The organism is Microvirga vignae (genome assembly GCF_001017175.1).
Taxonomy (GTDB): Bacteria; Pseudomonadota; Alphaproteobacteria; order Rhizobiales; family Beijerinckiaceae; genus Microvirga; species Microvirga vignae.
Genome location: NZ_LCYG01000021.1, coordinates 108,931 through 134,632, shown reverse-complemented (window position 1 = coordinate 134,632; position 25,702 = coordinate 108,931). Strand labels below are relative to the sequence as shown.

The following is a 25,702-nucleotide window of genomic DNA, read 5'->3' as shown; positions in this document are numbered from 1 at the left end:
CCCGGGGAAACCCGGGCCTTTTTATTTTCACGCGGTCACCTTCGTTTTTGCGAAGGCCGGGACGCGCGCCTCGAAATCGGCAAGCCACGCCACCAGCTTCGGATGCGTCTCGCGCCAGCGGCCTGCAAAGCGCAGATCGAGATAGCCCAGTGCGCAGGCCAGTGCGATGTGACCGATATGCAGGGTGTCCGCCGGCGTCGAGAGGTGTGACTCTGCATAGGCGAGGCCCCGCTCCACCTTGCCGGCCTGATGAGTGACCCACTTCGGCTCGTGCTTGTCATCCGGCCGGAAGCGACCCTCGTAGACCTGGAGCAACGCAGCATCCATGATGCCATCGGCCAGTGCCTGCTCGCGCAAAGCCATGAAACGCGCTTCACCGGCCGGATAGATGCGCCCGCCGCCAGCGAGAAAATCGAGATATTCCACGATTACGCGGGAATCGTAGAGCGCTTCTCCATTCTCCAGCACCAACGCGGGAATTTTGCCCAAGGGGTTCTGCTGACGGATGCTGTCCTCCGGGCTCATCGTATCCGCATCGACAATCTGGATGCGTTCGGAGAGACCAAGAAGAGAAGCCGCGATTTTGACCTTACGGCCGAACGGCGATGCAGGAGACGAGCGAAGAACGAGCATGGATGTTCCTATCGAGGAGGCTTGCGAAGGGCTGCATTCATGAACCCTCCCGAGGGAAGCGGCAATGCGTCTTATGCAGGAGGGCCGAAGGCTTCACAACGATAAGCGCCATAGCCGCTGCGGGAGAGGCGTTCTGCGAGAGCAGGCAGAAGGGTCTCCGCCTCATCCTTCAGCGACCAGGGCGGATTGAGAACGAAGAGCCCGCTGCCATTGAGACGCGACGGGTCGCGCGGATCGTCCACATAAAGCTCGAGCCGCAGACCGGGACGGGGGCTCTGCTCGTGCAGCCGCTGAGCCACGGCATCGACTGGCGCCACATCCTTGATAGGATACCATCCCGCATAGACGCCCGTCGGCCATTTCTTGAGCGCGGCGAGCAGCTCCGTCCCGAGCCGCTCCAGCTCGCCCGTTTTCTCGTAAGGCGGATCGATCAGGACGAGCCCGCGCTTCTCCTTCGGCGGGATGAGCGCGTGAAGGGCCGTCCATCCATCGAGGTGCATCACCTTCAGATTCGAGACCGCATTGAAAGCCTCGTTCAGCACTGCATAATCTGCGGGATGCAGCTCGACGAACACGCCCCGGTCCTGACGCCGCAGAAGCTCACGAACGATGCCCGGCGAACCGGGATAGATGGTGTCTCCATGCCGGGTGCGCACATCTGCGACCACCTTGCGATAGGGTGCGAGGATGGTCTCGACCTCGGGCGCAAAAGGCTCATCGAGGCGACCGATACCCTCGACCCATTCGCCTGTCCGTTCTGCCTCATCGGCGGTAAGATCGTACAGTCCAATCCCTGCATGGGTATCGATAACCCGCAGAGGCGTTTCCTTGCGCTGCAAATAGGCGAGGATCCTCACCACGAGAACGTGTTTCATGACGTCGGCGAAATTGCCGGCGTGGAAGGCGTGTCGGTAATTCATGCGTCACGTCCTAGCGCATCGTGCGCAAAAGTTGACCCGGTTTTCCGCACGATGCGCTGCTCTAGAGAATGAGCATCGGATTTGCCCAAAAGCGCATTTCACTTGTGGGTCCGATGCTAGCGGACGGCCGGGATCGTGAGCTCGCCCCCGCGGCAGCCATCACGATCAACTTCGGAGCATTGGCGGAAGCCACGCAGATCCTTGTCGAGGCAGATCCGCACTTCCCGAAAGATACGCCGCCCGCAGGAAACCGAGATCATGTCAGCGCGCAATCCTGGATTAACGCTCATGAAGGCTTGTTCGATCTCGCTCGGCAGAACCTTGGAGCGATCATCCAGGGCCTTGAAACTGTCCGGAATACGGACCCGCTCACGGGCGCGCTGGACGGCTTTGAAATAGCCGCCAGGGCTCTCGCCGGAGCAGCTTCCGTGCTTGCGCCATTGATAGCGGGCGAGATTTTCGTCGGGAAAGAGGCCCGAGAACTCCTTGATCGCCGTACCGGGAACGAAGCGGCCGCTGGGTTCGCAGAAGCTGGGATAGCCCTGCTCCATCTGGGGCCACAGGCCATGCACGACAAAGCCGAGGCCGCTTCCATCCTCGCATTGCCGGCTCTTCCGGCCGCTGATCTCGCAGAAACCCGGCGACCAGGACAGGGCGAGCACGTAGAAATCGAACTGCCCCATGGGGGCGCCTCTCGCCTCACGCGGCGCTTGCGCGACGGAAGGCGAGGCAAACAGAAGACAGGCACCCGCGAAGGCGAGACACCGGTTTAAGCTCAAGGGGCGGCCTGCTTGCAATGGGGAGCGTATGCGTAGTTGCGGTCGAAGCCGTCCACGCAGGAATCGGTGTTCCAGCCAATGCCGATGAAGCCCAGATCCTCACGGATCGAGAAGTTGACCTTGTGCCGGTAGCCGTCGGACACAACGACCGTGCCGGTGCAATAGCGGCGGGGGATGTAATCGAGACCCCAGGGGCGCCAAGCCACTTGCACAACCCCTTCGAATGCCAGGATCCTGTGCTCGGAGTTCCAGAACCGGCGCTCCTTCTTCGCGAAACTCGACGCGACATCGTTGAGCACGGCCGGATCGGCGCAAGCCGGCAGGCCGGCATCGTACTGCCTCAAGGAAAGCTCGTGAGCCCTCTCCCGCCGCTCTGCCGGGTTTATCTCACGAGAGAGAGCGGGTGCGCTCAAAACAATGCAAGAGATAAGAGCCGCCAGCCACTTCATTCTAATGCTCCAAGAGGTCGATAGACTGTGTCACATCGACCATGTGGGCGGCAGCCCAGAAGGTCAAGGCTCCGCTTGCTGATTAATGGACAGCGTGTCTGTTCAGCACCATCGGCTCCCCTGCGGACGAACGCATTGGCCTCGGCGGCGCATAGGTCTGCTGAGGCTGCTGGGTGCTCCGCTGGGGAAACGCTGCGCTATATCCCGGAGGCGGCGGAGGCGTATAGAGGTCCTGGGCCGTATTGCCGGAATAGGTCGTGTTGGCGGGATAGCGCGGTGCCGGCGGCGGCACGGGAGCCGAGACCACCGGTGGCGCCATGGGAGCACCCATAGGCAGGTCCGCGGCGTACCCTGCGGAGGCCCCCTCCTCCGGCACATCCTGCTCCAGTTCCGTCGCCGGCAGATCGCCCTGAGCGCTCACGCTCTGGAAAATCTGGCGACTCTGGTCAGGATCGATGCGCGGCGTGAACTTGATGATCGGCTTGCAGATGCGACGCTCGCCGCGCGGGTCATGCCGCGCCAGGTCGATATGCAGGTGATCGTAGTGGAAGGCATCCGCACCCGGGCCCAGCACCGTCGTGAAATAGCGGCAGGCGCCCACGAAGGCCTCGCGCAGGAAGTCCTGCTCGGCAGGGTTGCCCTTCCAGCCCTTCATGACCGTAATCTCACGGCCGTCAGCCAGAACGAAGGCCATGATGTCGAGTGCGTTGCCGAAGGAGTGCTCGGAGAGCTTGGCACCTCGCCGGTTGTTGCGCGGACGGCAAGAATAGGAGCCCGCCTTCAGATCGACGACCGGGACGCCGAAATACATGACGGCCGCAGGCTTCACGATTTCGTCGAGCCAAGTGTCGATGCGCGGGATGATCGGGCAGGCCAGGGTCACCTTGGATTTCAGGCCGATCTCGCCATTGTTGAAGGCGGCGACCTTGAAGGGATAATCCATGCCGCAGACGCCGGGGCCGTCGATCTTGGACGACATAGCGACATAAGCCGAGGGTTGCACGAGGCGCTGCGACAGACAGGCTTCCTCAGCCTGCGCGCGCCAGGGCTCGCGCTGTTCGAACCGAAACAACCCGCAACCGGTCAACCCGAGCCCAACAAGCGATAGGGCAACAAACGCAACTAACCCACGACGCATGGGCGGAACCGTAGCCGGACCCGGTAAACATCCCGTCAACGGGCACTCCCGGGGGCCCGGATCGTCCTCCGAGGCGGCGGCGCCGAGGAATAGATGGAAACGCAAGGAGGGAACGCGCTCAGCAACTTCTGCGGGCAGGCTTCTGAAAATTTTTTCTACTTCCCGTAAGAAGCTTTCTTCTTAATCAGAGCAATGAGTTAACCATCTGTTAACCATCACTACACTCTAATAATAGTATTTTTCAGGGCCAGCCTGCCCTTTTCAGCCTCTCGTGATCCTGATAAGTTTCCCCTCCATTCAGATAGGGGGCCTATCATGAACCTGACGTCGAATGCCGATTGGACCGCCAAGCTCAACATCGCAGCGGCATGCGTCTCCTTCTCTTTCATTTGCGCCGTCGTCGCCGGCATCTTCTAAGAGGATCTCCGCCCTCACGGGCTCAACCAACCGGTTTCCATTCTTTTTCAGCGCTGCCGCAGGTTCGGCAGCGTTTTTTATGACTCGGGGCACGGCTTCGAGGTGACGCTCCAGGACATCACATTGATCTCCATCCGGCATTGCGCGAGCCGCGGCCCCTCCGCCGTCTTGAGGCAGATCGTCTCCCCAAGAGCAAAGGTCCGTCCCTGGGCCCGGCAATAGCAATCAATGGGGTTGTGACCGGGTGCTTGCACATGTTGAGCACCGGCAGGCGCAGAGGCCATGAGGGCAAGAAAGACCAAGACGTTCGGCATAGGCGCCTCCGCTTGTCATGTGTGCAAGATGGTCCTCCTCCAGCCGAAGCAGGTCAAGATCTACCGATCAGCCCCACCGCTCCATGGCCGCATCGTCGGCGCCCTTCGCATCGACCCAAGCGCCGACATTGCCGTCCTTCAGGTGCTCCCGCTTCCAGAAAGGAGCACGGGTTTTCAAGTAATCCATCATGAACTCGGCGGCCTCGAATGCCGCGCGGCGATGCGCGCTCGCCGCCAGCACCAGCACGATGGGCTCACCCGGACGGATCAAGCCATAGCGATGAATGACGGTGAGCCCCAGCAGAGGCCAGCGTGCCTCGGCCTCGCTCGCGATGCAGGCTATCTCGGCTTCGGCCATGCCGGGATAATGCTCGAGTTCCAGGGCGGAGAGCCTGCCGCCTTCATCACGGCAAAAACCGGTAAAGGCGACCGTAGCGCCGATATCCCCGCGCCCGGTCGTCAGAGCCGCCGTCTCGGCAGCGGCATCGAAGGCCTCGACCTGAATGCGGATGATGGCCATGCCCCTAACCGCCGGTCATGGGCGGGAAGAAGGCGATCTCCCGCGCGCCGGCAATCGAGGCTTCGGGCTTCACATGCTGATGGTCGATGGCGGCTCGGACGATGGCCTCGTTCTCGAAGGCATACTCGTACTCCTCGCCCCGGGTTTTCAGCCAGCGCACGAGGTCGGCAATCGTTGCAATCCCTTCCGGCAGATCGAGGGTCTCGTCCGTCTTGCCGACCCGCTCACGCACCCAGGCGAAATAGACGAGCTTCATGGAGCCTAGCCCTCATCGATGAGGTGATGAATGCCGGTTCTGAGATAATCCCACCCCGTATAAAGGGTCAGGATCGCGGAACCCCATAAGAGACCAAGCCCGATCATGGTATTCCCAGGCAGCACCGTGTCACCTGCCGGTCCCGCGATCAGGAAGCCGAGGGCGAGAAGCTGGAATGTAGTCTTCCACTTGGCAACGCGGCTTACCGGCACGCCGACCTTCAGCTCCGCCAGGAACTCGCGCAGGCCCGACACCAGGATCTCGCGGCAGAGAATGACGAGGGCTGCCCAGATATGCCAGCCCTGGATCGTCTTGTCGGCCACCAGCATGAGCAGGCAGGCAGCCACCAGGAGCTTGTCGGCGATGGGATCGAGCATGCGACCCAGGGCCGATTGCTGGGCGAAAGTGCGGGCGATGTAGCCGTCGAAATAGTCAGTGATGGCCGCCAGCGCGAAGACCGCAAGAGCAAACCAGCGCGACCAGTGATCCTCCGGCCAGAACAGCAGGCCGACCACGGCCGGCACGGCCACCAACCGGCCATAGGTCAGCAGATTGGCAAGATTGAAGGCCTTGGACCGGCGCATGGAACGTGCAGTGCTCATAGGTTAGGCAGGAAGCATGTCTCGGCTTGATCCGTCAACCGTGGGGCACCCCACATTGGCGTTATCGCGAGGCTTTACCCTCGCTCGTGGAAGAAATCGTACACGGCACGGGCCGTGGCCGCATTCACCCCGGGGGCCTTCATGAGGTCTTCCAGGGCAGCGCGCTGAATGGCCTTGACGGTTCCGAAATGGTGCAGCAGCGCCCGCTTGCGGGTGGGCCCGATGCCGGGAATCTCGTCGAGCGGGTTCTTGACCATTTCGCGCTTGCGCTTGGCCCGGTGTGTGCCGATGGCGAAGCGGTGCGCCTCGTCGCGAAGCCGCTGCACGAAATAGAGTGCGGGGTCCCGGGGCGGCAGCTTGAAAGCCGGCTGGCCGATCTTGAAGAAGGTCTCGCGTCCCGCATCCCGGTCGCGCCCCTTGGCGATGCCGACGAGGGTCACGTCGTCTTCGCCGACACCCACGTCTGCCAGAGCCTGGCGAGCGGCTTCGAGCTGTCCCTTGCCACCGTCAATGAGGACGAGGTCGGGCCATGAGGGGAAAGCATCCTCGGGATCAGGGGGGCTTGCATATTCCTGCTGATCGGGTGTCTTCGGCTCCTCCTTCACGAGCCGTGCGAAGCGCCGCTGCAGCATCTCGCGCATCATGCCGTAATCGTCGCCGGGCTTCAGGTCTTCCGACTTCATGTTGAAGGTACGGTAGTGCTGCTTCATGAAGCCGTTCGCGCCGGCGACGACCATGGCGCCCACCGCATTGGTGCCCATGATGTGCGAGTTATCGTAGATCTCCACGCGCCGCGGCGCCTTGTTCATGCCGAAGGCCTGGCCCAGCGAGATGAGCAGCTTCTGCTGTGAGGCTGTGTCCGCCAATCGCCGTCCGAGCGCCTCTTTCGCGTTGCGCAGGACGTAGTCGATGAGCTGACGGCGCTCGCCACGCTGAGGCGCATGAATCTCCACCCGCGTCTCAGCTTTGGTCGAAAGCGCAGCCGCCATCAATTCCGCATCCTCGATCTCGTGCGAAAGCAGGATGAGACGCGGCGCGGGCTTGTCGTCGTAGAACTGCGCCAGGAAGGAGCCGAGCACCTCGTCCGGCGTCATGGACTTGTCAGCCTTCGGGAAGTAGGCGCGGTTACCCCAGTTCTGCCAGTTGCGGAAGAAGAACACCTCCACACAGAACTGTCCCGCCTGCTCGTCGAGCGCGAACACATCCGCCTCTTCCACCGATTGCGTGTTGATGCCCTGTACGCCCTGGATGGCGGAGAGCGCAGCAAGCCTATCCCGACAGCGCGCCGCCCGCTCGAACTCGAGTTCTTCCGCGGCCTGCTGCATCTCTTCCGTAATGCGCTGCTTCACGGCATTCGACTTACCCGACAGAAAGGCGCGCGCTTCGGCGACGAGCTCAGCGTAATCTTCCGGCGGGATTTCGTTGGTGCAAGGGCCCGAGCAGCGCTTGATTTGGTACAGCAAACAAGGCCGCGTGCGGTTCTCGAAATAGCTGTCGTTACACGAGCGCAAAAGGAATGCGCGCTGCAGCGCATTGATCGTGCGGTTCACCGCCCACACACTCGCGAAGGGGCCATAATAATCGCCCTTTCGCTTCCGTGCACCGCGATGCTTCACGAGCTGCGGCGCCGCGTGATCGGCGGTGAGCAGGATGTAGGGCAGAGATTTGTCGTCCCGCAGCAGCACGTTGTAGCGGGGCTTGAGCTGCTTGATGAGATTGGCCTCAAGCAGCAGCGCCTCGGTCTCCGTCGCCGTGGTGACGAACTCCATGGAGGAGGTCTCGGCGATCATGCGGGCGATGCGGTTCGAATGCGCTTGGCCGCGCGCATAGGAGCCCACGCGTGCTTTAAGGCTCTTCGCCTTGCCCACGTAAAGCACGTCACCCTTCGCATCGAACATGCGATAGACGCCCGGCGCATTGGGCAGCGTCGTCCAGAATCGGCGGATGACTTCCGTGCCCCGCTGGACGGAACTGGGGTTCGCCTCAAGGTCGAACTCGACATCCGAGCCGCTCTCCACGGCTACGCTGTCGTCATCCTCCTCATTGTCCAGGATATCGGGCGGAACGTCGTTATAGGTGTTGCGACTCATGAGGGAGATTTAAGGGCTGACAGGCTTCGAGGAAAGTGCGGCCAGAACATCGGACCCAAAAGTCGACCTGCACTTTTGGAATTGATCCGATGCTTTCTTCCCTAAAGAGCGCATCGTGGACTCGGAAAACCGGGTCCACTTTTCGCTAGCGCGCCCTTCGGGTCCGCACGGCGCGCTAGCAAACTGGCGCGGCCACTCCATTCGGTCTAAACGGCAAGGCCTGTCGAACCTGAGGGGAAGCCGATCCATGCGCCTGTCGATCATCACATCAGCCGTCGTTGCGGCCCTTGTGGGTTTTGGCAGCACAATTGCGATCATCATTGCGGCAGCCCAGGCCGTGGGAGCGGATGCGGCGCAGACCTCGTCCTGGGTGGCGGCGCTCTGCCTCTCCATGGCGGCGACCAGCGGCTTTTTGAGCGTTCGCTACCGCATGCCGGTGGTAACCGCCTGGTCGACGCCAGGCGCAGCGCTGATCGCGGCCTCCAGCGGCATCTCCATTCATGCCGCCGTCGGCTGCTTTCTGCTCACCGGTCTCCTCATTATGCTGGCGGCCTTCATCAAGCCTTTCGGGCGCTTGATCGAAAGGATCCCGACCCCGCTTGCCGCTGCCATGCTGGCCGGCGTCCTGATCCGGTTCGTCATGGCCGTGTTCGAGAGCGCGCAAGGAGCACCCGGCCTCGTGCTGCCTCTGGTTGGCATCTTCCTGGCCGTCCGCCTGTTCAACCCGGCCATGGCCGTGCTGGCAGTGCTGTTCGTCGGCCTCGGAATCGCCTTCGGGGGCGATTTGGCCAAGCCGCTCGCCTCGGATCTCAGCCTATCCTCGCTGACATTCATCGCGCCCGCCTTCGAACCGGCGGCGCTGATCGGCCTCGGACTTCCCCTCTTCCTGGTGACGATGGCCTCTCAGAACCTGCCGGGTTTCGCGGTCCTGCGGGCCTCCGGCTACACGCCGCCGACCCGCCCGATTCTGGCCATCACGGGCCTCGCTTCCATGGTGACGGCTCTGTTCGGGGCCCATACCAGCAACCTCGCGGCCATTTCGGCGGCAATCTGCACCGGGCCCGATACCCACCCTGATCCCGGTAAGCGCTGGATGGTCGGGCCGTTCTATACCTTGAGCTACCTGACCTTCGCTGCCTTCAGCGCCGCCCTGATCGCCCTGATCGCGGCGCTGCCGCCGGAACTCATCAAGACTGTCGCAGGCCTTGCCCTCATGGGTGCCTTCGCCGGAGCCCTGGGCTCTGCCCTGTCGGATGAGGCCAAGCGCTTTCCCGCCGTGCTGACTCTCGCCGTCACGGCATCGGGAATCACGCTCTACGGCATCGGCTCCGCCTTCTGGGGGCTGGCTGCCGGCCTGATCGCGCTTGGGCTCGATTTCCTCATCGTCAACTTGCGCAACCGTGGCTGATCTGGACGGCGGCTCGCGTTATGATTAATGTTTCGTTACCGAAAACAAGAACGGGAGCCTTTATGGCCGGGACGAAACGTTGGGGGCGGCCTGCCGTAATGGCAATCACGATGGCTCTGGGTGCCTGTCAGGGTTCCCTTATGGGTGGCTCGCCCGAAGGTGTGCCGGTGGCCCTCGAGAGCATCGACGGAGCCCCTGCCCCGATCCAGACAGCCCTCCTCGACGAACTCGCTACCGCAGCCTCCGATCGCAAAGTCGAACTCGTCGGCTCCAGCGCCGAAGCCCGTTACCGGGTTCGCGGCTATCTCTCCACCGCCACGGAAGACGGGGAGACCAAGGTTTCCTACGTCTGGGACGTGTTCGATTCCCAGAAGCGTCGCGCCAAGCGACTGGAAGGATCCCGACCCGTCACCCTGGCCTCCGGCTCGATCTCTGCCATCGACAAGGAAACCTTGGCCAAGCTCGCCCAGTCCAGCATGGACGAGATTGCCGAGTTCCTCAGCAACTCGAAATCCATTCAAACGGCTGACGCCTCGGAGGATGAAACACCCGTTGCTCTGCAGTGACCGCATGGCCGCAAATCGCGATTGCGGCACTTAATCCAGCACGACTCGTATTGTGACGGTTTGATATCGCTGCTAAGAGCCTTGCGCCTGGCCGCGCAGACGTCTCGATGTTGCGCAGCGGGCTCGACAGGTCACTCAAAGCTAAAGTTGCTTGCATGAAGCTCGTTGCGGGAAATTCCAACCGTCCGCTGGCCGAGGCCATCGCCGCCTATCTTAATGTGCCCCTGGCCAAAGCCCAGGTGAGGCGTTTCGCGGACATGGAGGTGTTCGTCGAGATCCAGGAGAACGTGCGTGGCGAGGATGTCTTCATTATCCAGTCGACCTCGTTCCCCACGAACGACCACATCATGGAGCTCCTGATCATCACCGATGCGCTCCGCCGCGCTTCCGCGCGCCGCATCACGGCGGTGATCCCCTATTTCGGCTATGCCCGTCAGGACCGGAAGCCCGCCGCCCGCACGCCGATCTCGGCCAAGCTTGTGGCCAACCTCATCACCCATGCGGGCGTCGACCGCGTGCTGACGCTGGACCTCCACGCCGGCCAGATCCAGGGCTTCTTCGACATTCCCACCGACAACCTCTTCGCCGCCCCGACGCTTGCGCGCGACATCAAGGAGCGCCTCGACGGTGGCGACCGCATGGTCGTCTCTCCCGATGTCGGCGGCGTTGTGCGTGCCCGCGCGCTCGCGAAGCGCATCGATGCCCCCCTTGCCATCGTCGACAAGCGCCGCGAGCGTCCCGGCGAGTCGGAAGTCATGAACATCATCGGCGACGTGTCCGGCCGCTCCTGCATCCTGGTCGACGACATCGTCGATTCCGGCGGCACCCTGGTAAACGCCGCCGACGCTCTCCTCGCCAAGGGCGCGAAGGAGGTCTACGCCTACATCACCCATGGCGTGCTCTCGGGCGGCGCAGTCGCCCGCATTGCGAGCTCGCGTCTGAAGGAACTGGTCATCACCGATTCCATCATGCCGACCGAAGCCGTGAAGGTGGCCCACAACATCCGCGTCATCAGCATCGCCCCCCTGATGGGTGAAGCCATCGGCCGCACGGCGACGGAGAGCTCGGTGTCGAGCCTGTTCGATTAACCAAGAGATCGGTCATGGTTCCACGGAGCCATGACCACGTCATATCAGCATCAGGTCTCCAGGCGGCGGTTGGCCAGAATACCACCGCCGATGATGCAGAGCAGACCTGCGAAGGACAGTGCCGTCAGCACATCCCCGAACAGGAGAGCGGCGAGCAGCACTCCGAAGCCCGTGCCCCAATAGCCGATCTGACTGAAAACCACCGGCCCCGCGATCTGCTGCAGGCGAAAGTTCATCAGCTGCGACAGGGCGGACATGGCGCTCAAAGTCACGACCCACGAGAGGATGTCAGGATCGGCGAAGCGCCACTCCAGAGGCGCTTCGAAAGCTGGTGCCATCAGTGCCACGATCATGCTCGAGCTGAACGATGCGCCACAAGAGAAGGCCAATGCCGATGTGTCCTTCGGCCACCAAGCCGAGCGGATGATGTTGCCTGTCGCCGCACAGACCGGGATCGCCAATCCTATCGCGACCCAAACCGGCCGGCCGATATCGATCTGCAGGATTTGCTGCTGAACCAGCGAGATCATTCCCACGAAGCCTAGCACGATTCCAACGAAGCGGCGCAGGAACATGCGCTCCATGCCGAGCCCCGCCGCGAAGGTCATGGTAAGCAACGGCGACAGGCAATAGACGATGGAGGTGTAGGCAGGCCCGACCTGCTCGACGACGAAATAGGACAGCACAGTCGGCACTGCAAAGCTGACGATTCCGAGGATGCCGTAAAGCGCCAGATGTTCCGGTCCGGTCGGGATCCTCTGCCGCGCCGCGGCGAGCCATGGCACCAGGCACAGGCCCGCGCCGAGATTGCCGACAACCCCAAGCTGGAACGGCTGGACGCCCGCAGTAAGCGCTGCCTTCGACATCATAATCCGGCTCGCGAAGAGAAACCCGCACAAGCAGAGAAGTGCGATGGGGGACCCCGAAGCGATGGAGAGACGCGCAGCGGTCGCCAAATTCATTTCGGAGTCTCCTGTAATCAAAGCCGCGTCCAAGCGTCGCTTTGCTGCGAACAGGATGGCCAAGGCTCGTTGCGTCAGGCATCCCATCCATTTATCTTGACGCAAAGATAAATGGATAAATTATCTCGATGTCAAGACAATCGAACCATGACAAGGTCCTGACCAACCAGGACGGGATTGATGAGCGCCGTGCCCAATGGGCGGCAGAGCTGCCGGATGTGGATACCCGCGGCATGGCGATCCTTGGCCGGGCGCGTTGGATCACCCTGACGGCGCGTCCGCCGATCGAAGAGCTCTTCAAGACCCATGGTCTGGACAGCGGCGAGGCGGACGTCCTTTTCACTCTGTTGCGCTCCGGCCCACCCTACCGGCTCCGGCCCACGGAACTGTTCCGTTCCCTGATGATCTCATCGGGTGGCCTCACCGACCGCCTGAACCGGCTCACGAAAGCCGGACTGATCCGGCGGGCTGCGGCTGAAAGCGACGGCAGGAGTCTCCCCGTGGAACTCACCGATGCAGGCATCCGGCGCGCGAAGGCTGCCTTTCAGGAGGACATGGCCATCGAGGCCGCCATGCTCGCAGGCCTCACGGAAGACGAGCAGAGGGATCTCGCCCGGCTTCTCAAAAAGCTCGCGCTGACGATCACGGGCACACGTCCGCTCGATTGAAAGCGAGAGACTTGAGCTGAATGCCCTCTTTCTTGCGTTTGAGGGCTTTATCGCCTATAAGCCGCCTCGCGCCCGCTCGACACCCTTGGAGGCACGGGCGCGGACCTCATGGCCGCCCTAAGGCGGCCATCGGTTTTTAACTCCCATTCAAAGGACCACGACCATGAGCGAAACCAAGCAAATCAAGGCCGTGGCGCGCGACCGGAGCGGCAAGGGGGCCGCCCGGGCTGTTCGTCGCCAAGGCCAAGTTCCTGCTGTTATCTACGGTGCCGGTCAGCCGGCCGAGGCGATTGCTCTCGACTTCAACCAGACCAAGCAGCTGATCTTCGCCGGCCACTTCCTGACCACGATCTTCGACATCGACGTCAACGGCAAAACGGTTCGCGCCATTCCGCGCGACTACCAGCTCGACCCGGTGCGCGACTTCCCCGTGCACGTCGACTTCCTGCGCGTTTCCGCCGGCCAGACCATCAAGGTCGTGGTTCCGGTGCACGTGGTCGGCCAGGAGAAGAGCCCCGGCGTGAAGCGCGGCGGCACGCTCCAGATCGTCGAGCACACTGTCGAGCTGCAGGTTTCGCCCGACGCGATCCCGGACTACATCGAGGCTTCGGTCGAGGGTCTCGACATCGGCTCCTCGGTCCACCTCGCGGACGTCAAGCTGCCGAACGGCGCCAAGGCGACCTCTGCCGAGAACCTCACCCTCGTCACCGTCGTGGCCCCGACCGGCCTGAAGGAAGAGGCTGCCGAGGCTCCGGCTGCTGAAGGCACCGCCGCCTGATCGGCTTCATCGGGCGTTCAAGCCCATTGACCGGCTTCAACGCTCCGACCGCAAGGCCGGAGCGTTTCTTATGAGAATACCTTGCGATGCGCCTTTTCGTCGGCCTTGGTAATCCCGGCTCCCGCTATGCCAGAAACCGTCACAATATCGGGTTCATGGCCGTGGATGAGATTGCGCGCGTTCATAACGCGGGTCCCTGGCGCAAGCGTTTCCAGTCCGAGGCCGCGGATGTGGTGATCGGCGGAGAGAAGGTGCTGCTGCTCAAACCGCAGACCTTCATGAACCTATCCGGCCAGGCGGTGGGAGAAGCACAGAACTTCTTCAAGATCCCGCTCAAGGACGTCACGGTTTTCTATGACGAGCTCGATCTGCAACCCGCCAAGCTGCGCGTGAAGATCGGCGGCGGCAATGCAGGCCATAATGGTCTTCGCTCGATCTCCGCCCATTGCGGCAACGATTATCGTCGCGTGCGGCTCGGCATCGGCCATCCCGGCCACAAGGCTCTCGTTCAGAGTCATGTGCTGGGGGATTTCGCCAAATCTGAAGAGCCATGGGTCGAAGACCTGTGCCGCATCATCGCTGACAACGCCCCTCTCCTCGCCAAAGGCGAGGACGGAAGCTTTCAGAACAAGGTCCACCTCGCCATGGAGGCGAGAGGCTGGACGGATGTGAAGCGGCCTGGAGAAAAGGCCACCTAGGCCTGAAAAACAACGCCGGCTGACGCCGGCCGAAGGAATCATCACGCCGGCCTTCGCCGGCTATGGACAAGGAGTGAGGCCATGGGCTTCAAGATGGGCATCGTCGGCCTGCCGAACGTGGGCAAGTCCACCCTCTTCAATGCGTTGACGCAGACCGCAGCGGCGCAGGCTGCGAACTATCCGTTCTGCACCATCGAGCCGAACGTCGGCGACGTGGCGGTGCCGGACGAGCGCCTCGACCAGCTCTCCGCCATCGCAGGCTCGGCGCAGATCATCCCGACCCGCCTCACCTTCGTGGACATCGCGGGCCTCGTACGCGGCGCGTCCCGCGGCGAAGGCCTCGGCAACCAGTTCCTCGCCAACATCCGCGAAGTCGATGCCATCGCTCACGTGGTGCGCTGCTTCGAGGATACGGACATCACCCATGTCGAGGGCAAGATCGACCCGATCGCCGATATCGAGACCATTGAGACCGAGCTGATGCTCGCCGATCTCGACAGCCTCGAGAAGCGCGTGACAGCACTCGAAAAGAAGGCCAAGGGGAACGACAAGGAAGCAAAGGAAACGCTCGACCTCGTCAACCGCACCCTGCCGCTGCTGCGTGACGGTAAGCCTGCCCGCCTGGTGGAACGCAAGCCCGAGGAAGAGCGCCTGTTCCAGATGCTGGGTCTCCTCTCCTCCAAGCCCGTTCTCTACGTGTGCAACGTGGAAGAGGCCTCTGCCGACAAGGGCAACGAGTTCTCGGCCAAGGTTTTCGAGCGCGCGAAGGAAGAAGGTGCCAAGGCCGTCGTCGTCTCGGCTAAGATCGAGAGCGAGATCGCCGTTCTGCCGCCCGATGAGCAGAAGGAATATCTCGAAGCCGTAGGCCTTGCCGAGCCTGGCCTCAACCGCGTGATCCGCGCAGGCTATGAGCTGCTTGGCCTCATCACTTATTTCACCGTCGGCCCGAAGGAAGCCCGCGCCTGGACCATCACCAAGGGCACGCGCGCTCCTGCGGCTGCCGGTGTGATCCATACGGATTTCGAGAAGGGCTTCATCCGCGCCGAGACCATCGCCTATGCCGATTACACCTCGCTGAAGGGGGAAGCTGGTGCGCGCGATGCGGGTCGCCTGCGTCTGGAAGGCAAGGACTACGTCGTCCAGGACGGCGACGTGATGCACTTCCGCTTCAACACTTAACGGATTTAACAAATCTGTCGGAAACCTGAACGCGCGCTTTTTCGGGCGTTCAGGACCATTCTGCTTTGATGTCCTGCATGGAGGGTAGACGCATGCAGGACGTTCTTGGGAATCTGGTCTCGACCGTTGTTTCGCCGAGCATCGGCACGGCCGAGTTTTTCGTGGCCGTGCTCGTGGCTTGCGGCCTCGTCATGATCGCGATCTCGTCCCTGCTGCCAAAGACGGCCGCCGACGATCTGGAGTGGTGGGAGCGCTAGGGCTTTTCTAGGTAAAGCGGAGACCGGTTTGCCGGATAGAAATGCCTGCTTCATCAAGGAAGGCGCAAAGCCTTCGGGCCGATGCCAAGGCCGATCTGCAGGCTGTCCGCGATGCGCTGGGCGCGGACTATGAAGAACTCCGCCACATCGGGCTCCATGATCTCACGTGCCGTCGTCTCAAAGAGATCGAGCCAGCGCGTGAACAGCTCAGGCTTGAGATCGAGACCGAAATGCGCCGCCTGCGGCTTGCCGCTGTAGCGCGCCGTCCTCAGGGCGATCGAGGACCAGAAATCCACCATGATCGCCAGATGCTCGCTCCACCGGCCCGAAAGGGCCTTGTGAAAGATGGGGCCGAGCTCGGGATCCTTCAGCACACGATCATAGAACGTGACGACAAGCTCACGGATCATCTCTTCCGTCACGCCTTCTGCTGGCGTGATGATGGGAATGCTGCGGCCTGTAGCGGTGTGATGGACCAAGGTGAACTCTCTACTTCAGCAGAACTGGATAGGAGCAGATGCCCCCGTCCCGATCAATAATCTTTGTCGAAGATCAAACCGGGCCGCTCATCACGGCCCGGTTCTCCCATTTTATTTAGTGATGATGCTGGTTCACCGGAAGGGTGGCCTGCGAACCATGCGGGTATTCCGGGCTCGCGGAATGCGTGGTCAGCAGAGCAGATTCAGCCATGCTCCGGGTGTCATAGAACACGCCGTGCAGGCCCCAATAGCTCGTCACGAGCACCCCGAGGGCAACCGCGAGGCCTGCCGGCACCGAGGCCAGGTTGCCGACGCGCGGCAGGGTGGTGGGCATCTTCACGGTGAGCGCCTTGGCCCCCCGGCAGGGATCTGCGGCGACCAGGAAGAGAGCCGCCATGATCAGGGCGTGGCCCACGAGATCGACGCGGCCGAACGGATAGACGGCCGTGAAGAAGATCAGCAGCAGCGACACCGCCGAGAGGCGACGTACCAGAGGCGTCCAGAGCAGGCCGAAGCCAAGGGTGAACTCCGCAACGCCAGCCATCGGAATGAACACATCGCGCGGCATGCCGAAGGTCAGGAAGGGCTTTTCTTCCACGAGCGGATAGAACCAGTCCGGATAGGCGAACTTCTCGAGGCTCGACCACATGAGCGCAATCGCGATGCCCCAGCGAAGCGCAACGAACCGACGTGCACGCCACTCAGGATCGTCCGTCGAGGCGAGGACGAGATAGGCGGCCACGCCGACGCCGAGAGCCAGATAGTCGAGAAGGTGGAACAGGTCGTATTCGCGAAGCGCCACCACCCAGAGGGAGATGATGCCGGCGGCTGCAATCGGCATGGTCCGGCGCGAGAACACGCAGGCCGCGATCAGAAGCTGAGCCCACGAGACAAGCTCAGAATTCGTCTTCAGGTCAGGCGTGAGATAGATGCCGCCGACTGCGAAGATCGCGACGAAGAAGCCGCCGATGGCAGCGCGCATGAAATCGTCGGACCGGCTCCAGAGCGGTGCGCTTACACGGTCGAGTCCCGAGAGGACGCCACGACCAATGAGGGTCCGCTCGACCGTCAGCGTCGCCAGGAAGAAGGCAAGCACGAGGCCGATGCCGGTCCAGAACCAGCCATTGGTCAGCGTGGCGCTGATCGGCTGCGGTGCGGCGTCGACGATGTACGGGGCAAACCACTTGACGTGCGCTTCGGCGGGCAGCGCCCAGGTGGCGCCAGTGCCCAAGGCCGTGAGGGTCGCCGCCATGCTCTTGATGGAGAAGGTCTTTGTTATTCTCGGCTCACGCGGCACAGGGCCATGCGTGGCAATCGCGGTAAGCATGATATCCTCGTTACTCGATCACAGATGCTTTTTAAGGTCGCGAGGGAGGTACACCCGCGCTGGCGCAAGGGAAATTCAGATCAAGTGCCTAAGGGATTTCCCAGTATCGGCAGGGGCCTGGCCATTAGCCAGACTTTCGCTTTGCCGGAATTGCCAAGTCTAGGGGATCGTTCACCCATCTTGAGCGTTGAGGCTCACGAGATCCTTCTCCCATTACTCTCTCATGCAGCTTCACCACCGCCATTCCTGGGACCTCTCCCCTTCCGAAGCCATTGCCCTTCAGCAGGAGCTGAGGCGGGAGGTCGTATCCGACCGGCCCATCGATCTCGACGCGGTCAAGCTCGTGGCCGGGGTCGATGTGAGCGTGAAGAACGAGCAGTCCCAGGCGGCCATTGTCGTCGTCACCTATCCAGGCTTTCTGCCTGTGGAGACGGTGCTGGCACAACGCCCGACCCCGTTTCCCTATGTTCCGGGCCTTTTGAGCTTCCGTGAGGGTCCGGTGCTGGAGGAAGCCTTCGAGAAACTGCAGGCTGAGCCTGACGTGTTCCTGTTCGACGGCATGGGCATTGCCCATCCTCGCCGCATCGGCATTGCAAGCCATATGGGCCTGTGGCTGCAGCGCCCGACCATCGGCTGCGGCAAGACGCTTCTGTGCGGACGCTACAAGAATCTCGGGGAGGAGAAGGGATCGTCAGCGCCCCTCATCGACAGACAAGAAACCATCGGCGTGGCCCTGCGCACGCGTACGGCCAAGAATCCGATGTTCATTTCGCCCGGTCATCTGGCCGATATTCCCACCGCAGCGGAGCTCGTGCTGCACTGTTCTCCAAAGTATCGCTTGCCCGAACCGATCCGCTTGGCGCACAACGCAGCCGGACAGTTCACTCCCTGAACGATCCGACAGCAGGCGAAGCGCTAAAATCCGCATCGATCGAGACCATGCCCCGTTACGCATTCGAAGACCTCACGCCCGGCACCACGCAGATGCTCGGCCCCTACGCCGTCACGAAGGAGGCGCTGCTTGCCTTTGCGCAGGAATACGATGCGCAGCCCTTCCATGTGGACGAAGTGGCCGCCAAGGACAGCTTCATCGGCACGCTCATTGCCTCGGGCTGGCATACCTGCTCCATCAACATGCGCCTGGTTGCGGACGAGCTGCTCCTGGATTCCACCGCCATGGGCGCGCCCGGAATCGAGGAGGTGAAGTGGCTGAAGCCCGTCAGGCCCGGCGATACGCTCCGCTCCCGCACGACGGTCCTGGAGAGCCGGCCCTCGAAGAGCCGCCCCTCCATCGGCCTCGTGCGGTTCCAGTTCGAGATGCTGAACCAGGCCGACGAGACCGTCTTCACCCAGAAGAACTGGGTGATGTTCGGACGCCGGGACGCGGAGCCTGTTGCAGGCTCAGGCCCGAGCGTTCTCGCGGCTGCTGTTTCCGCCACGCCGGACCACACGCCGAAGCGGGAGCTGCCGCATATCTCCTCGAACCCTTACTTCGAAGATCTCGTGATCGGTGAGACGGAGGAGCTCGGCTCCTACCGCTTCGAACCTGACGACATCGTCGCGTTTGCCAAGCAGTTCGACCCGCAGCGATTCCATGTGGACGCGGAAGCCGCGAAGAACAGCCTTTTCGGTGCCCTCTGCGCCTCGGGCTGGCACACCGCGAGTGTGTGGATGAAGCAGATGGTCGGCCATCGCAGCCGCATTCGCGCGAATGCGCTCGCCCACGGCGCGCGGCCCGCAAGGCTCGGCCCCTCCCCCGGCTTCACGGATCTGAAATGGCTGAAGCCCGTCTATGCAGGCGACACCATCACTTATCGCTCTACGGTGACGGGCAAGCGCGTGTCGAACTCGCGCCCGGGCTGGGGTCTGGTGTTTCACCACAACAGCGGCACGAACCAGCACGGAGAAGAGGTCTTCTCCTTCGAAGGCATGGTATTCTGGGAGCGACAGCGTTAAACGGCCTTTGAGCCTTCAGCCCTCGCGCGGGTCTCCTCATCGAGAACGGCGCGGATCTTGGCGAGCAGTGGATGAGCCGCAGTCTGCTTCAGACCGTAGCCGAGATTGAACGCGTAGTCGAAATCGGAAGGGTTTTGCCCCTGATTGTGCTGGAGGATCGTCTCCAGCTTGTCGAGACCTTTGGCGATGATGGCCTCGGGCGTGGCAGCCGACTCGTACTCCTCCCACAAAGCCAGGATCTCAACGCGCTTCGCTGGATGAAGGGCCTTGGTCAGCACTTTCAAATCCGCCCGCTCCTGGGCGGCTTTGTTGGTGCCCTCACTCTGCAAAATGGCAGGGATGTCTCCGCCCAAGGCTTCACCAAGATCATGCACGATGCAGAGCTTGATGAGGCGTAAGGCATCGATGCTCTCGAACTCGTCCGCGAAAACGAGGGCCATGAGGCACAGCCGCCAGCTATGCTCGGCCACGCTCTCAGGCCGCCCACTGGAAGTGTGCCCGCTGCGAAGGACATCTTTCAGTCTCTCTGCTTCGCGCAGGAACTCCAATGCTCCCAGGATACGATCCACCGGCATCGTCTGCGCTGTTTCTCAGTGCCCCTCGAAGCTTACGAGGCTGCGCACTTCCACACCAAGATCGCGCAGCTTCTGCGCGCCACCGAGATCGGGCAGATCAATGATGAAGCAGGCGGCGACGATGTTCGCGCCCATCTGGCGAAGCAGCTGCGAGGCCGCCACGGCCGTGCCGCCGGTTGCGATGAGATCGTCCACGAGGATCACGCGCTCGTCCTGGCCGATGGCATCCGTGTGGATCTCCATCTCATCCACGCCGTATTCCAGCGAATAGGCGATCCGCACCGTCTCGTGAGGCAGCTTGCCCTTCTTGCGGATCGGCACGAAACCTGCGGAGAGCTGATGCGCCACCGCGCCGCCGAGAATGAAGCCACGCGCCTCGATGCCAGCAACCTTATCGACGCGCCCACCCGCGAAAGGATGCACCAGTTCGTCGACCGCGCGGCGGAAGGCGCGCGCATCGCCAAGCAGGGTCGTGATGTCGCGAAAGACGATGCCGGGCTTTGGATAATCCGGGATCGAGCGGATCGCTGCTTTGAGATCGGTGAGAAGACGCTGGTCCATGGATTACCTGCGGTGAATGCGGATGTCGTCCGGTCGGTGTGGGGCACGCGAGGATACATCTCGCCTGCTTGAATATCCTATGCGCGGTTTAGCACACGGCCCGCCACGGCATCGAGCTTTTTCAGGAGCTCGGGATCGCGCCCGGAGGGAGCCGTCATGATGGCGCCGTCGAGAGCCCGGTCCGAGCCCAGGGGGCACGGTTCGTGCTCGGCCGGAAAGTCGCGTGCGATCCGAGCGATGAGGCGGGCCACTTTGGTGGCGTTCTGCTTGGCAACCGCGACGACGGCGGCCACGTCCACGTTGTCATGCTCGGGGTGCCAGCAATCGTAATCGGTCACCATGGCGATGGTGGCGTAGGTGATCTCTGCCTCACGCGCGAGCTTGGCCTCGGGCATCGCCGTCATCCCGATCACGTCATAGCCCAGCTTTTTGTAGGTCATGGACTCGGCGTAAGTAGAGAATTGCGGGCCCTCGATGCACACGAGCGTACCACCGATCGTGAACTGGGTCTTCTCGGCCACCGCGGCATGCGCAATGCGTTTCTGGAGCAGAGGGCCGACAGGGTGCGCCATCGGCACATGCGCTACGCAGCCCTTACCGAAGAACGAGCTTTCGCGCTTGTGTGTGCGATCCACGTACTGGTCCACCAGCACGAAGAAGCCAGGGTAATATTCGTCCTTGAAGGAACCACAGGCGGAGACCGAGATCAGGTCCGTCACGCCAGCGCGCTTCAATACATCGATATTGGCGCGGTAATTGATGTCGGAAGGCGACAGGCGATGACCGCGGCCATGGCGGGGAAGGAAGGCCACGTCCGTCTCGCCGATGCGGCCCATGCGCAGAACGTCGGAGGGCTCGCCCCAGGGAGAGTCGATGCGCACTTCGCGCACGTCCTCGATCCCCGGAAGATCATAGACCCCCGACCCACCGATGATCCCTAGAACCGCCTTTGTCATCGCTCCCCGTCCTGTCAAGCGTCAGACTCACGGCGCGACCATAGCGGCTGTCAGACGAGAACCCAAACGGGTGTGTCCCCAAGAGCATCGTCTGCGCGGAAAACCGGGTCCGCTTTTCGCTGACGCGGCCCTTCGGGTCCGCACGACGCGCTAGCGGAGCCGGAACGAGAAAATCTCATCGAACTCCTGGCAGGGAAAGAGGGTTTCCCGGATGATCTTGAGGCGCTCCACAGGCGCCGTGATCGCAACCGGGATCGCCTCGACGGCCCCGATGACACTATCCGGCACCGCGTCGGAGGTTCGGTAGCGCGCCAACGTCGTATGAATCAGATTGTAGCGCAGGGGCTGGAGGCCGGGCGGCGGCGGAATGAGGTCCGCTATCTTCGCCCGAAGCCTCGCGATGAGGCCTGTCTCGTCCGTAGCAACGGCGATGATCGCCGTGTCCGTCACCTTCAGTTTCGCGAACCGTAGCTCCAGAGGCCCATGCCCCGCGCAGAGATCTTTCAGCAAGGCACGGCAGGGCTCGGCGATGCGGTTCCAGTAGCCCTCCTTGTCGAACCGCTCCTTGACCTGAACCAGGGCATAGAGCGTGACGTGCAGCGCCTCGGGTGGAGCGAAATGGAGCGGGACAGGCCAGCGTTCGGCGATGAGCTTCTGAAGCTCTCCGAGAGAAGCGCGGGTCTCAGGCGAAAGGTCCGGCTGGACGTGATAGGCGAGGCAAGGCCCGCCCCAAATATCGTCGGCGATGGTCTGCAGCATGCCGACGCCTTAAGGCCGTTGTTACCTGAAGTCACCAGAAAACCGGACCCTATGAGCAAGAGGTGATCGCAGATGTCGAACCTGGAAAGCTGGGCCCGGAGCTAAGAGCCAAGTTGGAAGACGAGGAACAACCCGAATCCGACGACGATCAGCCCTGCGCTCACGATCTTTGCCACAAGCAGCGGTAATGCGGCGCTCTCGATCTCGGCGCGCCTTTCGGCTTTCTCGGCTGCGGACATTCTCTCCACAGCGGCCACGTGCTGGGCATAGAGGCTTGTGGCATTGTAGTAGTCACCAATGGGGCCTCCCCGCTCCAATTCAACGGTCAGCGCAATGACCCCGATGATCAGACCGAGGACACCTATCCCGAGAAAGCCGACGACCTGATAAGCGACGTAGGACGTCGCTCCCAGACTGACCATCAGCAGGACGAGATGAACGACGTCCGATGTCTTGAAGCGCAGGTGCATGTTGTCTCCAGGGACAAAGTCCAATTTGACAACACTATTCAGCTATTTGGGTTCGTTGACCCCATAGGATCGAAAGAAAAAGGCCCCGATTTTACGGGGCCTTTCTCGGAATTACGGATTGTGCGTCATCGGCGGGGTGGCGTGGCCTTCGACCTCGCCGCCCACCTTCGCCCACACCTTCTTCTTCGTGAAGTAGAGCAGGCCCGAGAGCACCAGCAGGAACAGCATGACCTGGAAGCCGAGGCGCTTGCGGGCCTCGAGGTGCGGCTCCGCCGTCCAGGTGAGGAAGGCGGTCACGTCCTTGGCGTATTGCTCGACCGTCTCCGGAGCCTGAGGCTGGCCGGCCTCGTTCTTCGGATATTCGACCTGGCCGTCGCTGAGCGGCTTCGGCATGGCGATCACGTGGCCCGGGAAGTAGTGGTTGTAGTGACCGCCTTCCGGAACCTGGAAGCCGGCCGGAGCTTCCTCGTAGCCGTGGAGCAGCGCGACCAAGTAATCGGCGCCGTTCTCGGAATACTGGCGGAACACGTCCGTGACGAACCAGGGGAAGCCGCGCTCATAGGTGCGGGCCTTCGGCATCAGGGACAGATCCGGCGGAGCCTTGCCGCCGTTGGCCGAAGCCGCCGCGTTCTCGTTCGGGAACGGAGCCGGGAAGTGGTCGGCCGGACGGCCGGGACGCTCGAACATGTCGCCGGCCTCGTTCGGGCCGTCCTGGATCTTATACTCCGCAGCGAGCGCTTTCACCTGCGCCTCGGAGAATTCCGGGCCGCCGGGCTGCGACAGATTGCGGAAAGCCACATAGCTCAGGCCGTGGCAGGAGGAGCAGACCTCCCGGTAGACCTTGAAGCCGCGCTGCAGCTGAGCGCGGTCGAAGGTGCCGAACGGACCCTGGAAGCTCCACTTCAGCTGCGGCGGGACCGGGGTCTCGCCGGCAGCGAAGGCCGGGGCCGAGAGGCCGAGAACGGCGGCGGCGATGAGAAGAGTACGCTTCATCATTGTTCTATTCCTCAACGCTCGCATCAGCCCTTGGACGACGGCTCGGCATTGGCGCCGGCCGGCACGCCGGCCCCGACCTTCTGCACGCCCATGACGGATTCGAGGATCGAATTCGGCAGCGGCAGCGGACGCTCGACGAAGCCGAGCACCGGCAGGACGATCAGGAAGTGGGCGAAGTAGTACGCCGTGCAGATCTGCGACGCGATCACGTACCAGCCCTCGGCCGGACGGGAGCCCAGCCAGCCGAGCAGGAAGCAGACCACCACGAACAGCCAGAAGAACTGCTTGTAGAGCGGGCGGTAGGCCGTGGAGCGCACCTTCGAGGTGTCGAGCCAGGGCATGAAGCACCAGATCACGATCGCCGCGCCCATGGCAATGACGCCGCCGAGCTTGTCCGGGATGGCGCGCAGGATCGCGTAGAAGGGCAGGAAGTACCACTCGGGCACGATGTGCGCGGGCGTGACCGCCGGGTTCGCCGGAATGTAGTTGTCCGCATGGCCGAGATAGTTCGGCATGTAGAACACCCAGTAGGCGAAGAAGAGCATGAACACGACGACGGCGAAGATGTCCTTGATCGTCGCGTAGGGGGTGAAGGGAACAGCGTCCTTGCCCGACTTGATCGGAATGCCGGTCGGGTTGTTCTGGCCCGGCACGTGCAGCGCCCAGATGTGCAGGGCGACGACGCCCGCAATCATGAACGGCAGCAGATAGTGCAGAGAGAAGAAGCGGTTGAGCGTCGGGTTGCCCACCGAGTAGCCGCCCCAGAGGTAGCTGACGATGGTGTCGCCGACGACCGGGATCGCCGAGAAGAGATTCGTGATCACGGTGGCGCCCCAGAAGCTCATCTGGCCCCAGGGAAGCACGTAACCCATGAAGGCGGTGGCCATCATCAGGAGGAAGATGATCACACCCAGGATGTAGAGCACTTCGCGCGGCGCCTTGTAGGAACCGTAGTAGAAGTTGCGGAAGATATGCACGTAGACCGCGACGAAGAACATCGAAGCGCCGTTGGCGTGCAGGTAGCGGAGGAGCCAGCCGAACTCCACGTCGCGCATGATGTGCTCGACGGACTGGAAGGCCATCGCCGCATTCGGCGTGTAGTACATGGCCAGGAAAACGCCCGTCACGATCTGCGCGACGAGCATGAACGCCAGGATGGCGCCGAAGGTCCAGAAATAGGTGAGGTTCCGCGGCACCGGGAAGGCGATGAACGAGGAATGGATGAGGCCTGCGAGGGGCAAGCGGCTCTCGAACCACTTACCGAAGGCGCTCTTGGGAACGTAGGTTGTAGGATGCTGGCTCATGGATGTCGCCTGATCGTCGCTTGGGTTACGCCGTGGCTTCTTGGCCGATGATGATCTTCGTGTCGGACGCGAAGGTGTAGGGCGGGATCGGCAGATTGATGGGAGCCGGACCACCGCGGACGCGACCGGAGGTGTCGAACACCGAGCCGTGGCACGGGCAGAACCAGCCGTGATATTCGCCCTGCTGTCCGAGCGGCACGCAGCCCAGATGGGTGCAGTTGCCATAGACGATGAGCCACTGCGCCTTGCCTTCCTTCACGCGAGCGGAATCAGGCTGCGGATCGCGCAGCGAAGCCACGTTCACGTCCTCGGCCGCCTTGATCTCCTCGGCCGTGCGGTGGCGGATGAAGATCAGCTTGCCGCGCCAGAAGACCTTCACGATCTGCCCTTCGGCGATCGGGGTCAGGTCGACTTCGACGGGGGCACCTGCAGCCACCGTCGCCGCGTCGGGCGCCAGGGACTGAACGAAGGGCCATACCAGGGTTGCTCCGCCGACAACGGCGGCTGCGCCCGTGGCGATGTAAAGGAAATCGCGCCGTGTCGGCTCAGCGACATGAGTGGTGGTCTCGGCCACGTGGCTCTCCAGCATTGAACAAA

31 protein-coding genes are annotated in these 25,702 nt (G+C 62.4%); 10 read left to right on the top strand and 21 right to left on the bottom strand.

The window, feature by feature from the left end; all coding sequences use genetic code 11:
• Nucleotides 1–27 precede the first annotated feature (27 nt).
• The 10 genes from AA309_RS10095 to uvrC all read right to left on the bottom strand — a co-directional run bounded on the left by AA309_RS10095 (nt 28) and on the right by uvrC (nt 8,118).
• A complete protein-coding gene (locus AA309_RS10095) occupies nt 28–633 on the bottom strand; it encodes a glutathione S-transferase (protein WP_047188874.1) in 606 nt (201 codons plus the stop codon).
• 71 nt (nt 634–704) lie between these two features.
• A complete protein-coding gene (locus AA309_RS10090) occupies nt 705–1,553 on the bottom strand; it encodes a 23S rRNA (adenine(2030)-N(6))-methyltransferase RlmJ (RefSeq protein ID WP_047188873.1) in 849 nt (282 codons plus the stop codon).
• Between the two features lie 116 nt (nt 1,554–1,669).
• Nucleotides 1,670–2,236: a ribonuclease T2 family protein gene (locus AA309_RS10085; RefSeq protein WP_084731056.1), complete on the bottom strand. Its 567-nt coding sequence runs from the start codon at nt 2,234–2,236 to the stop codon at nt 1,670–1,672.
• Between the two features lie 92 nt (nt 2,237–2,328).
• Nucleotides 2,329–2,676, bottom strand: coding sequence for a hypothetical protein (locus AA309_RS10080; RefSeq protein ID WP_244470313.1), 348 nt, complete (start codon nt 2,674–2,676; stop codon nt 2,329–2,331).
• 187 nt (nt 2,677–2,863) lie between these two features.
• Nucleotides 2,864–3,853, bottom strand: a complete 990-nt coding sequence (locus tag AA309_RS10075; RefSeq protein ID WP_244470312.1) for an extensin-like domain-containing protein — start codon at nt 3,851–3,853, stop codon at nt 2,864–2,866.
• A gap of 560 nt (nt 3,854–4,413) precedes the next feature.
• Nucleotides 4,414–4,650 (bottom strand): hypothetical protein, encoded by a 237-nt coding sequence (locus tag AA309_RS10070; protein ID WP_052954610.1) that lies wholly within the window; start codon nt 4,648–4,650, stop codon nt 4,414–4,416.
• A gap of 67 nt (nt 4,651–4,717) precedes the next feature.
• The gene (locus AA309_RS10065; protein WP_047188870.1) at nt 4,718–5,170 is read right to left on the bottom strand and encodes a molybdenum cofactor biosynthesis protein MoaE; all 453 of its coding nucleotides are present in this window, start codon (nt 5,168–5,170) and stop codon (nt 4,718–4,720) included.
• 4 nt (nt 5,171–5,174) lie between these two features.
• Entirely contained in the window at nt 5,175–5,426 is a 252-nt protein-coding gene (gene moaD / locus AA309_RS10060; protein WP_047188869.1) for a molybdopterin converting factor subunit 1, read from the bottom strand.
• Nucleotides 5,427–5,431: 5 nt separating this feature from the next.
• Entirely contained in the window at nt 5,432–6,010 is a 579-nt protein-coding gene (gene pgsA / locus AA309_RS10055) for a CDP-diacylglycerol--glycerol-3-phosphate 3-phosphatidyltransferase (protein WP_244470311.1), read from the bottom strand.
• A 92-nt stretch (nt 6,011–6,102) separates the two neighbouring features.
• A complete protein-coding gene (gene uvrC / locus AA309_RS10050) occupies nt 6,103–8,118 on the bottom strand; it encodes an excinuclease ABC subunit UvrC (protein WP_047188867.1) in 2,016 nt (671 codons plus the stop codon).
• Between the two features lie 247 nt (nt 8,119–8,365).
• Between uvrC and AA309_RS10045 the strand changes: the two genes are divergently transcribed.
• The 3 genes from AA309_RS10045 (at nt 8,366) to AA309_RS10035 (ending at nt 11,180) form a co-directional block, all read left to right on the top strand.
• The gene (locus AA309_RS10045) at nt 8,366–9,526 is read left to right on the top strand and encodes a benzoate/H(+) symporter BenE family transporter (protein ID WP_047188866.1); all 1,161 of its coding nucleotides are present in this window, start codon (nt 8,366–8,368) and stop codon (nt 9,524–9,526) included.
• 62 nt (nt 9,527–9,588) lie between these two features.
• Nucleotides 9,589–10,092 carry a hypothetical protein gene (locus AA309_RS31855; protein ID WP_150117468.1) on the top strand — a complete coding sequence of 168 codons (504 nt, stop codon included), beginning with the start codon at nt 9,589–9,591 and terminating at the stop codon, nt 10,090–10,092.
• 155 nt (nt 10,093–10,247) lie between these two features.
• A complete protein-coding gene (locus AA309_RS10035; RefSeq protein ID WP_150117467.1) occupies nt 10,248–11,180 on the top strand; it encodes a ribose-phosphate pyrophosphokinase in 933 nt (310 codons plus the stop codon).
• Nucleotides 11,181–11,230: 50 nt separating this feature from the next.
• Here the strand turns inward: AA309_RS10035 and AA309_RS10030 are convergent, their stop codons facing one another.
• Nucleotides 11,231–12,142 carry a DMT family transporter gene (locus AA309_RS10030; protein WP_047188864.1) on the bottom strand — a complete coding sequence of 304 codons (912 nt, stop codon included), beginning with the start codon at nt 12,140–12,142 and terminating at the stop codon, nt 11,231–11,233.
• A gap of 128 nt (nt 12,143–12,270) precedes the next feature.
• Between AA309_RS10030 and AA309_RS10025 the strand changes: the two genes are divergently transcribed.
• The 5 genes from AA309_RS10025 (at nt 12,271) to AA309_RS35145 (ending at nt 15,722) form a co-directional block, all read left to right on the top strand.
• Nucleotides 12,271–12,810: a MarR family winged helix-turn-helix transcriptional regulator gene (locus tag AA309_RS10025; protein WP_047188863.1), complete on the top strand. Its 540-nt coding sequence runs from the start codon at nt 12,271–12,273 to the stop codon at nt 12,808–12,810.
• A 163-nt stretch (nt 12,811–12,973) separates the two neighbouring features.
• On the top strand, nt 12,974–13,588 hold the full coding sequence (locus AA309_RS10020) for a 50S ribosomal protein L25/general stress protein Ctc (protein ID WP_047188862.1): 615 nt from the start codon (nt 12,974–12,976) through the stop codon (nt 13,586–13,588).
• Nucleotides 13,589–13,674: 86 nt separating this feature from the next.
• Nucleotides 13,675–14,286 carry an aminoacyl-tRNA hydrolase gene (gene pth / locus AA309_RS10015; RefSeq protein ID WP_047188861.1) on the top strand — a complete coding sequence of 204 codons (612 nt, stop codon included), beginning with the start codon at nt 13,675–13,677 and terminating at the stop codon, nt 14,284–14,286.
• 81 nt (nt 14,287–14,367) lie between these two features.
• Nucleotides 14,368–15,465, top strand: coding sequence for a redox-regulated ATPase YchF (gene ychF / locus AA309_RS10010; RefSeq protein WP_047188860.1), 1,098 nt, complete (start codon nt 14,368–14,370; stop codon nt 15,463–15,465).
• A gap of 92 nt (nt 15,466–15,557) precedes the next feature.
• A complete protein-coding gene (locus AA309_RS35145) occupies nt 15,558–15,722 on the top strand; it encodes a hypothetical protein (RefSeq protein ID WP_160310434.1) in 165 nt (54 codons plus the stop codon).
• A gap of 53 nt (nt 15,723–15,775) precedes the next feature.
• On the opposite strand, the gene AA309_RS10005 is transcribed toward AA309_RS35145, so the two are convergent.
• Together AA309_RS10005 and AA309_RS10000 are read right to left on the bottom strand one after the other, a co-directional pair.
• On the bottom strand, nt 15,776–16,201 hold the full coding sequence (locus tag AA309_RS10005; RefSeq protein ID WP_047188859.1) for a group III truncated hemoglobin: 426 nt from the start codon (nt 16,199–16,201) through the stop codon (nt 15,776–15,778).
• Between the two features lie 115 nt (nt 16,202–16,316).
• Nucleotides 16,317–17,528: a hypothetical protein gene (locus AA309_RS10000; RefSeq protein WP_244470310.1), complete on the bottom strand. Its 1,212-nt coding sequence runs from the start codon at nt 17,526–17,528 to the stop codon at nt 16,317–16,319.
• A gap of 223 nt (nt 17,529–17,751) precedes the next feature.
• Between AA309_RS10000 and nfi the strand changes: the two genes are divergently transcribed.
• Nucleotides 17,752–18,420 carry a deoxyribonuclease V gene (nfi, locus tag AA309_RS09995; protein ID WP_047188858.1) on the top strand — a complete coding sequence of 223 codons (669 nt, stop codon included), beginning with the start codon at nt 17,752–17,754 and terminating at the stop codon, nt 18,418–18,420.
• 47 nt (nt 18,421–18,467) lie between these two features.
• Nucleotides 18,468–19,484 (top strand): MaoC family dehydratase, encoded by a 1,017-nt coding sequence (locus AA309_RS09990; RefSeq protein WP_047188857.1) that lies wholly within the window; start codon nt 18,468–18,470, stop codon nt 19,482–19,484.
• Here the strand turns inward: AA309_RS09990 and AA309_RS09985 are convergent.
• The 8 genes from AA309_RS09985 to petA form a co-directional block, all read right to left on the bottom strand.
• Nucleotides 19,481–20,059, bottom strand: coding sequence for an HD domain-containing protein (locus tag AA309_RS09985; RefSeq protein ID WP_047188856.1), 579 nt, complete (start codon nt 20,057–20,059; stop codon nt 19,481–19,483). The genes AA309_RS09990 and AA309_RS09985 overlap by 4 nt on opposite strands.
• A gap of 15 nt (nt 20,060–20,074) precedes the next feature.
• Nucleotides 20,075–20,620 carry an adenine phosphoribosyltransferase gene (locus AA309_RS09980; protein ID WP_047188855.1) on the bottom strand — a complete coding sequence of 182 codons (546 nt, stop codon included), beginning with the start codon at nt 20,618–20,620 and terminating at the stop codon, nt 20,075–20,077.
• A gap of 77 nt (nt 20,621–20,697) precedes the next feature.
• Nucleotides 20,698–21,576, bottom strand: a complete 879-nt coding sequence (locus tag AA309_RS09975; protein WP_047188854.1) for an S-methyl-5'-thioadenosine phosphorylase — start codon at nt 21,574–21,576, stop codon at nt 20,698–20,700.
• A gap of 150 nt (nt 21,577–21,726) precedes the next feature.
• The gene (locus AA309_RS09970; protein WP_047188853.1) at nt 21,727–22,335 is read right to left on the bottom strand and encodes a 2'-5' RNA ligase family protein; all 609 of its coding nucleotides are present in this window, start codon (nt 22,333–22,335) and stop codon (nt 21,727–21,729) included.
• 101 nt (nt 22,336–22,436) lie between these two features.
• A complete protein-coding gene (locus tag AA309_RS09965) occupies nt 22,437–22,805 on the bottom strand; it encodes a hypothetical protein (RefSeq protein WP_047188852.1) in 369 nt (122 codons plus the stop codon).
• A gap of 111 nt (nt 22,806–22,916) precedes the next feature.
• On the bottom strand, nt 22,917–23,801 hold the full coding sequence (locus AA309_RS09960) for a cytochrome c1 (protein ID WP_200901974.1): 885 nt from the start codon (nt 23,799–23,801) through the stop codon (nt 22,917–22,919).
• A 23-nt stretch (nt 23,802–23,824) separates the two neighbouring features.
• Complete coding sequence (locus AA309_RS09955) at nt 23,825–25,105, bottom strand: cytochrome b (RefSeq protein WP_047188850.1); 1,281 nt, start codon at nt 25,103–25,105, stop codon at nt 23,825–23,827.
• A gap of 25 nt (nt 25,106–25,130) precedes the next feature.
• The gene (gene petA, locus AA309_RS09950) at nt 25,131–25,694 is read right to left on the bottom strand and encodes a ubiquinol-cytochrome c reductase iron-sulfur subunit (protein ID WP_047188849.1); all 564 of its coding nucleotides are present in this window, start codon (nt 25,692–25,694) and stop codon (nt 25,131–25,133) included.
• Between the last annotated feature and the right edge of the window lie 8 nt (nt 25,695–25,702).

Coding starts and splice junctions, on each gene's coding strand:
- AA309_RS10095 (WP_047188874.1), bottom strand. CDS start 633: ATGCTCGTTCTTCGCTCGTCTCCTGCATCGCCGTTCGGCCGTAAGGTC.
- AA309_RS10090 (WP_047188873.1), bottom strand. CDS start 1,553: ATGAATTACCGACACGCCTTCCACGCCGGCAATTTCGCCGACGTCATG.
- AA309_RS10085 (WP_084731056.1), bottom strand. CDS start 2,236: ATGGGGCAGTTCGATTTCTACGTGCTCGCCCTGTCCTGGTCGCCGGGT.
- AA309_RS10070 (WP_052954610.1), bottom strand. CDS start 4,650: ATGCCGAACGTCTTGGTCTTTCTTGCCCTCATGGCCTCTGCGCCTGCC.
- AA309_RS10065 (WP_047188870.1), bottom strand. CDS start 5,170: ATGGCCATCATCCGCATTCAGGTCGAGGCCTTCGATGCCGCTGCCGAG.
- moaD (WP_047188869.1), bottom strand. CDS start 5,426: ATGAAGCTCGTCTATTTCGCCTGGGTGCGTGAGCGGGTCGGCAAGACG.
- pgsA (WP_244470311.1), bottom strand. CDS start 6,010: ATGCGCCGGTCCAAGGCCTTCAATCTTGCCAATCTGCTGACCTATGGC.
- uvrC (WP_047188867.1), bottom strand. CDS start 8,118: ATGAGTCGCAACACCTATAACGACGTTCCGCCCGATATCCTGGACAAT.
- AA309_RS10045 (WP_047188866.1), top strand. CDS start 8,366: ATGCGCCTGTCGATCATCACATCAGCCGTCGTTGCGGCCCTTGTGGGT.
- AA309_RS31855 (WP_150117468.1), top strand. CDS start 9,589: ATGGCCGGGACGAAACGTTGGGGGCGGCCTGCCGTAATGGCAATCACG.
- AA309_RS10035 (WP_150117467.1), top strand. CDS start 10,248: ATGAAGCTCGTTGCGGGAAATTCCAACCGTCCGCTGGCCGAGGCCATC.
- AA309_RS10030 (WP_047188864.1), bottom strand. CDS start 12,142: ATGAATTTGGCGACCGCTGCGCGTCTCTCCATCGCTTCGGGGTCCCCC.
- AA309_RS10025 (WP_047188863.1), top strand. CDS start 12,271: ATGTCAAGACAATCGAACCATGACAAGGTCCTGACCAACCAGGACGGG.
- AA309_RS10020 (WP_047188862.1), top strand. CDS start 12,974: ATGAGCGAAACCAAGCAAATCAAGGCCGTGGCGCGCGACCGGAGCGGC.
- pth (WP_047188861.1), top strand. CDS start 13,675: ATGCGCCTTTTCGTCGGCCTTGGTAATCCCGGCTCCCGCTATGCCAGA.
- ychF (WP_047188860.1), top strand. CDS start 14,368: ATGGGCTTCAAGATGGGCATCGTCGGCCTGCCGAACGTGGGCAAGTCC.
- AA309_RS35145 (WP_160310434.1), top strand. CDS start 15,558: ATGCAGGACGTTCTTGGGAATCTGGTCTCGACCGTTGTTTCGCCGAGC.
- AA309_RS10000 (WP_244470310.1), bottom strand. CDS start 17,528: ATGCTTACCGCGATTGCCACGCATGGCCCTGTGCCGCGTGAGCCGAGA.
- nfi (WP_047188858.1), top strand. CDS start 17,752: ATGCAGCTTCACCACCGCCATTCCTGGGACCTCTCCCCTTCCGAAGCC.
- AA309_RS09990 (WP_047188857.1), top strand. CDS start 18,468: ATGCCCCGTTACGCATTCGAAGACCTCACGCCCGGCACCACGCAGATG.
- AA309_RS09985 (WP_047188856.1), bottom strand. CDS start 20,059: ATGCCGGTGGATCGTATCCTGGGAGCATTGGAGTTCCTGCGCGAAGCA.
- AA309_RS09980 (WP_047188855.1), bottom strand. CDS start 20,620: ATGGACCAGCGTCTTCTCACCGATCTCAAAGCAGCGATCCGCTCGATC.
- AA309_RS09975 (WP_047188854.1), bottom strand. CDS start 21,576: ATGACAAAGGCGGTTCTAGGGATCATCGGTGGGTCGGGGGTCTATGAT.
- AA309_RS09970 (WP_047188853.1), bottom strand. CDS start 22,335: ATGCTGCAGACCATCGCCGACGATATTTGGGGCGGGCCTTGCCTCGCC.
- AA309_RS09965 (WP_047188852.1), bottom strand. CDS start 22,805: ATGCACCTGCGCTTCAAGACATCGGACGTCGTTCATCTCGTCCTGCTG.
- AA309_RS09960 (WP_200901974.1), bottom strand. CDS start 23,801: ATGATGAAGCGTACTCTTCTCATCGCCGCCGCCGTTCTCGGCCTCTCG.
- AA309_RS09955 (WP_047188850.1), bottom strand. CDS start 25,105: ATGAGCCAGCATCCTACAACCTACGTTCCCAAGAGCGCCTTCGGTAAG.
- petA (WP_047188849.1), bottom strand. CDS start 25,694: ATGCTGGAGAGCCACGTGGCCGAGACCACCACTCATGTCGCTGAGCCG.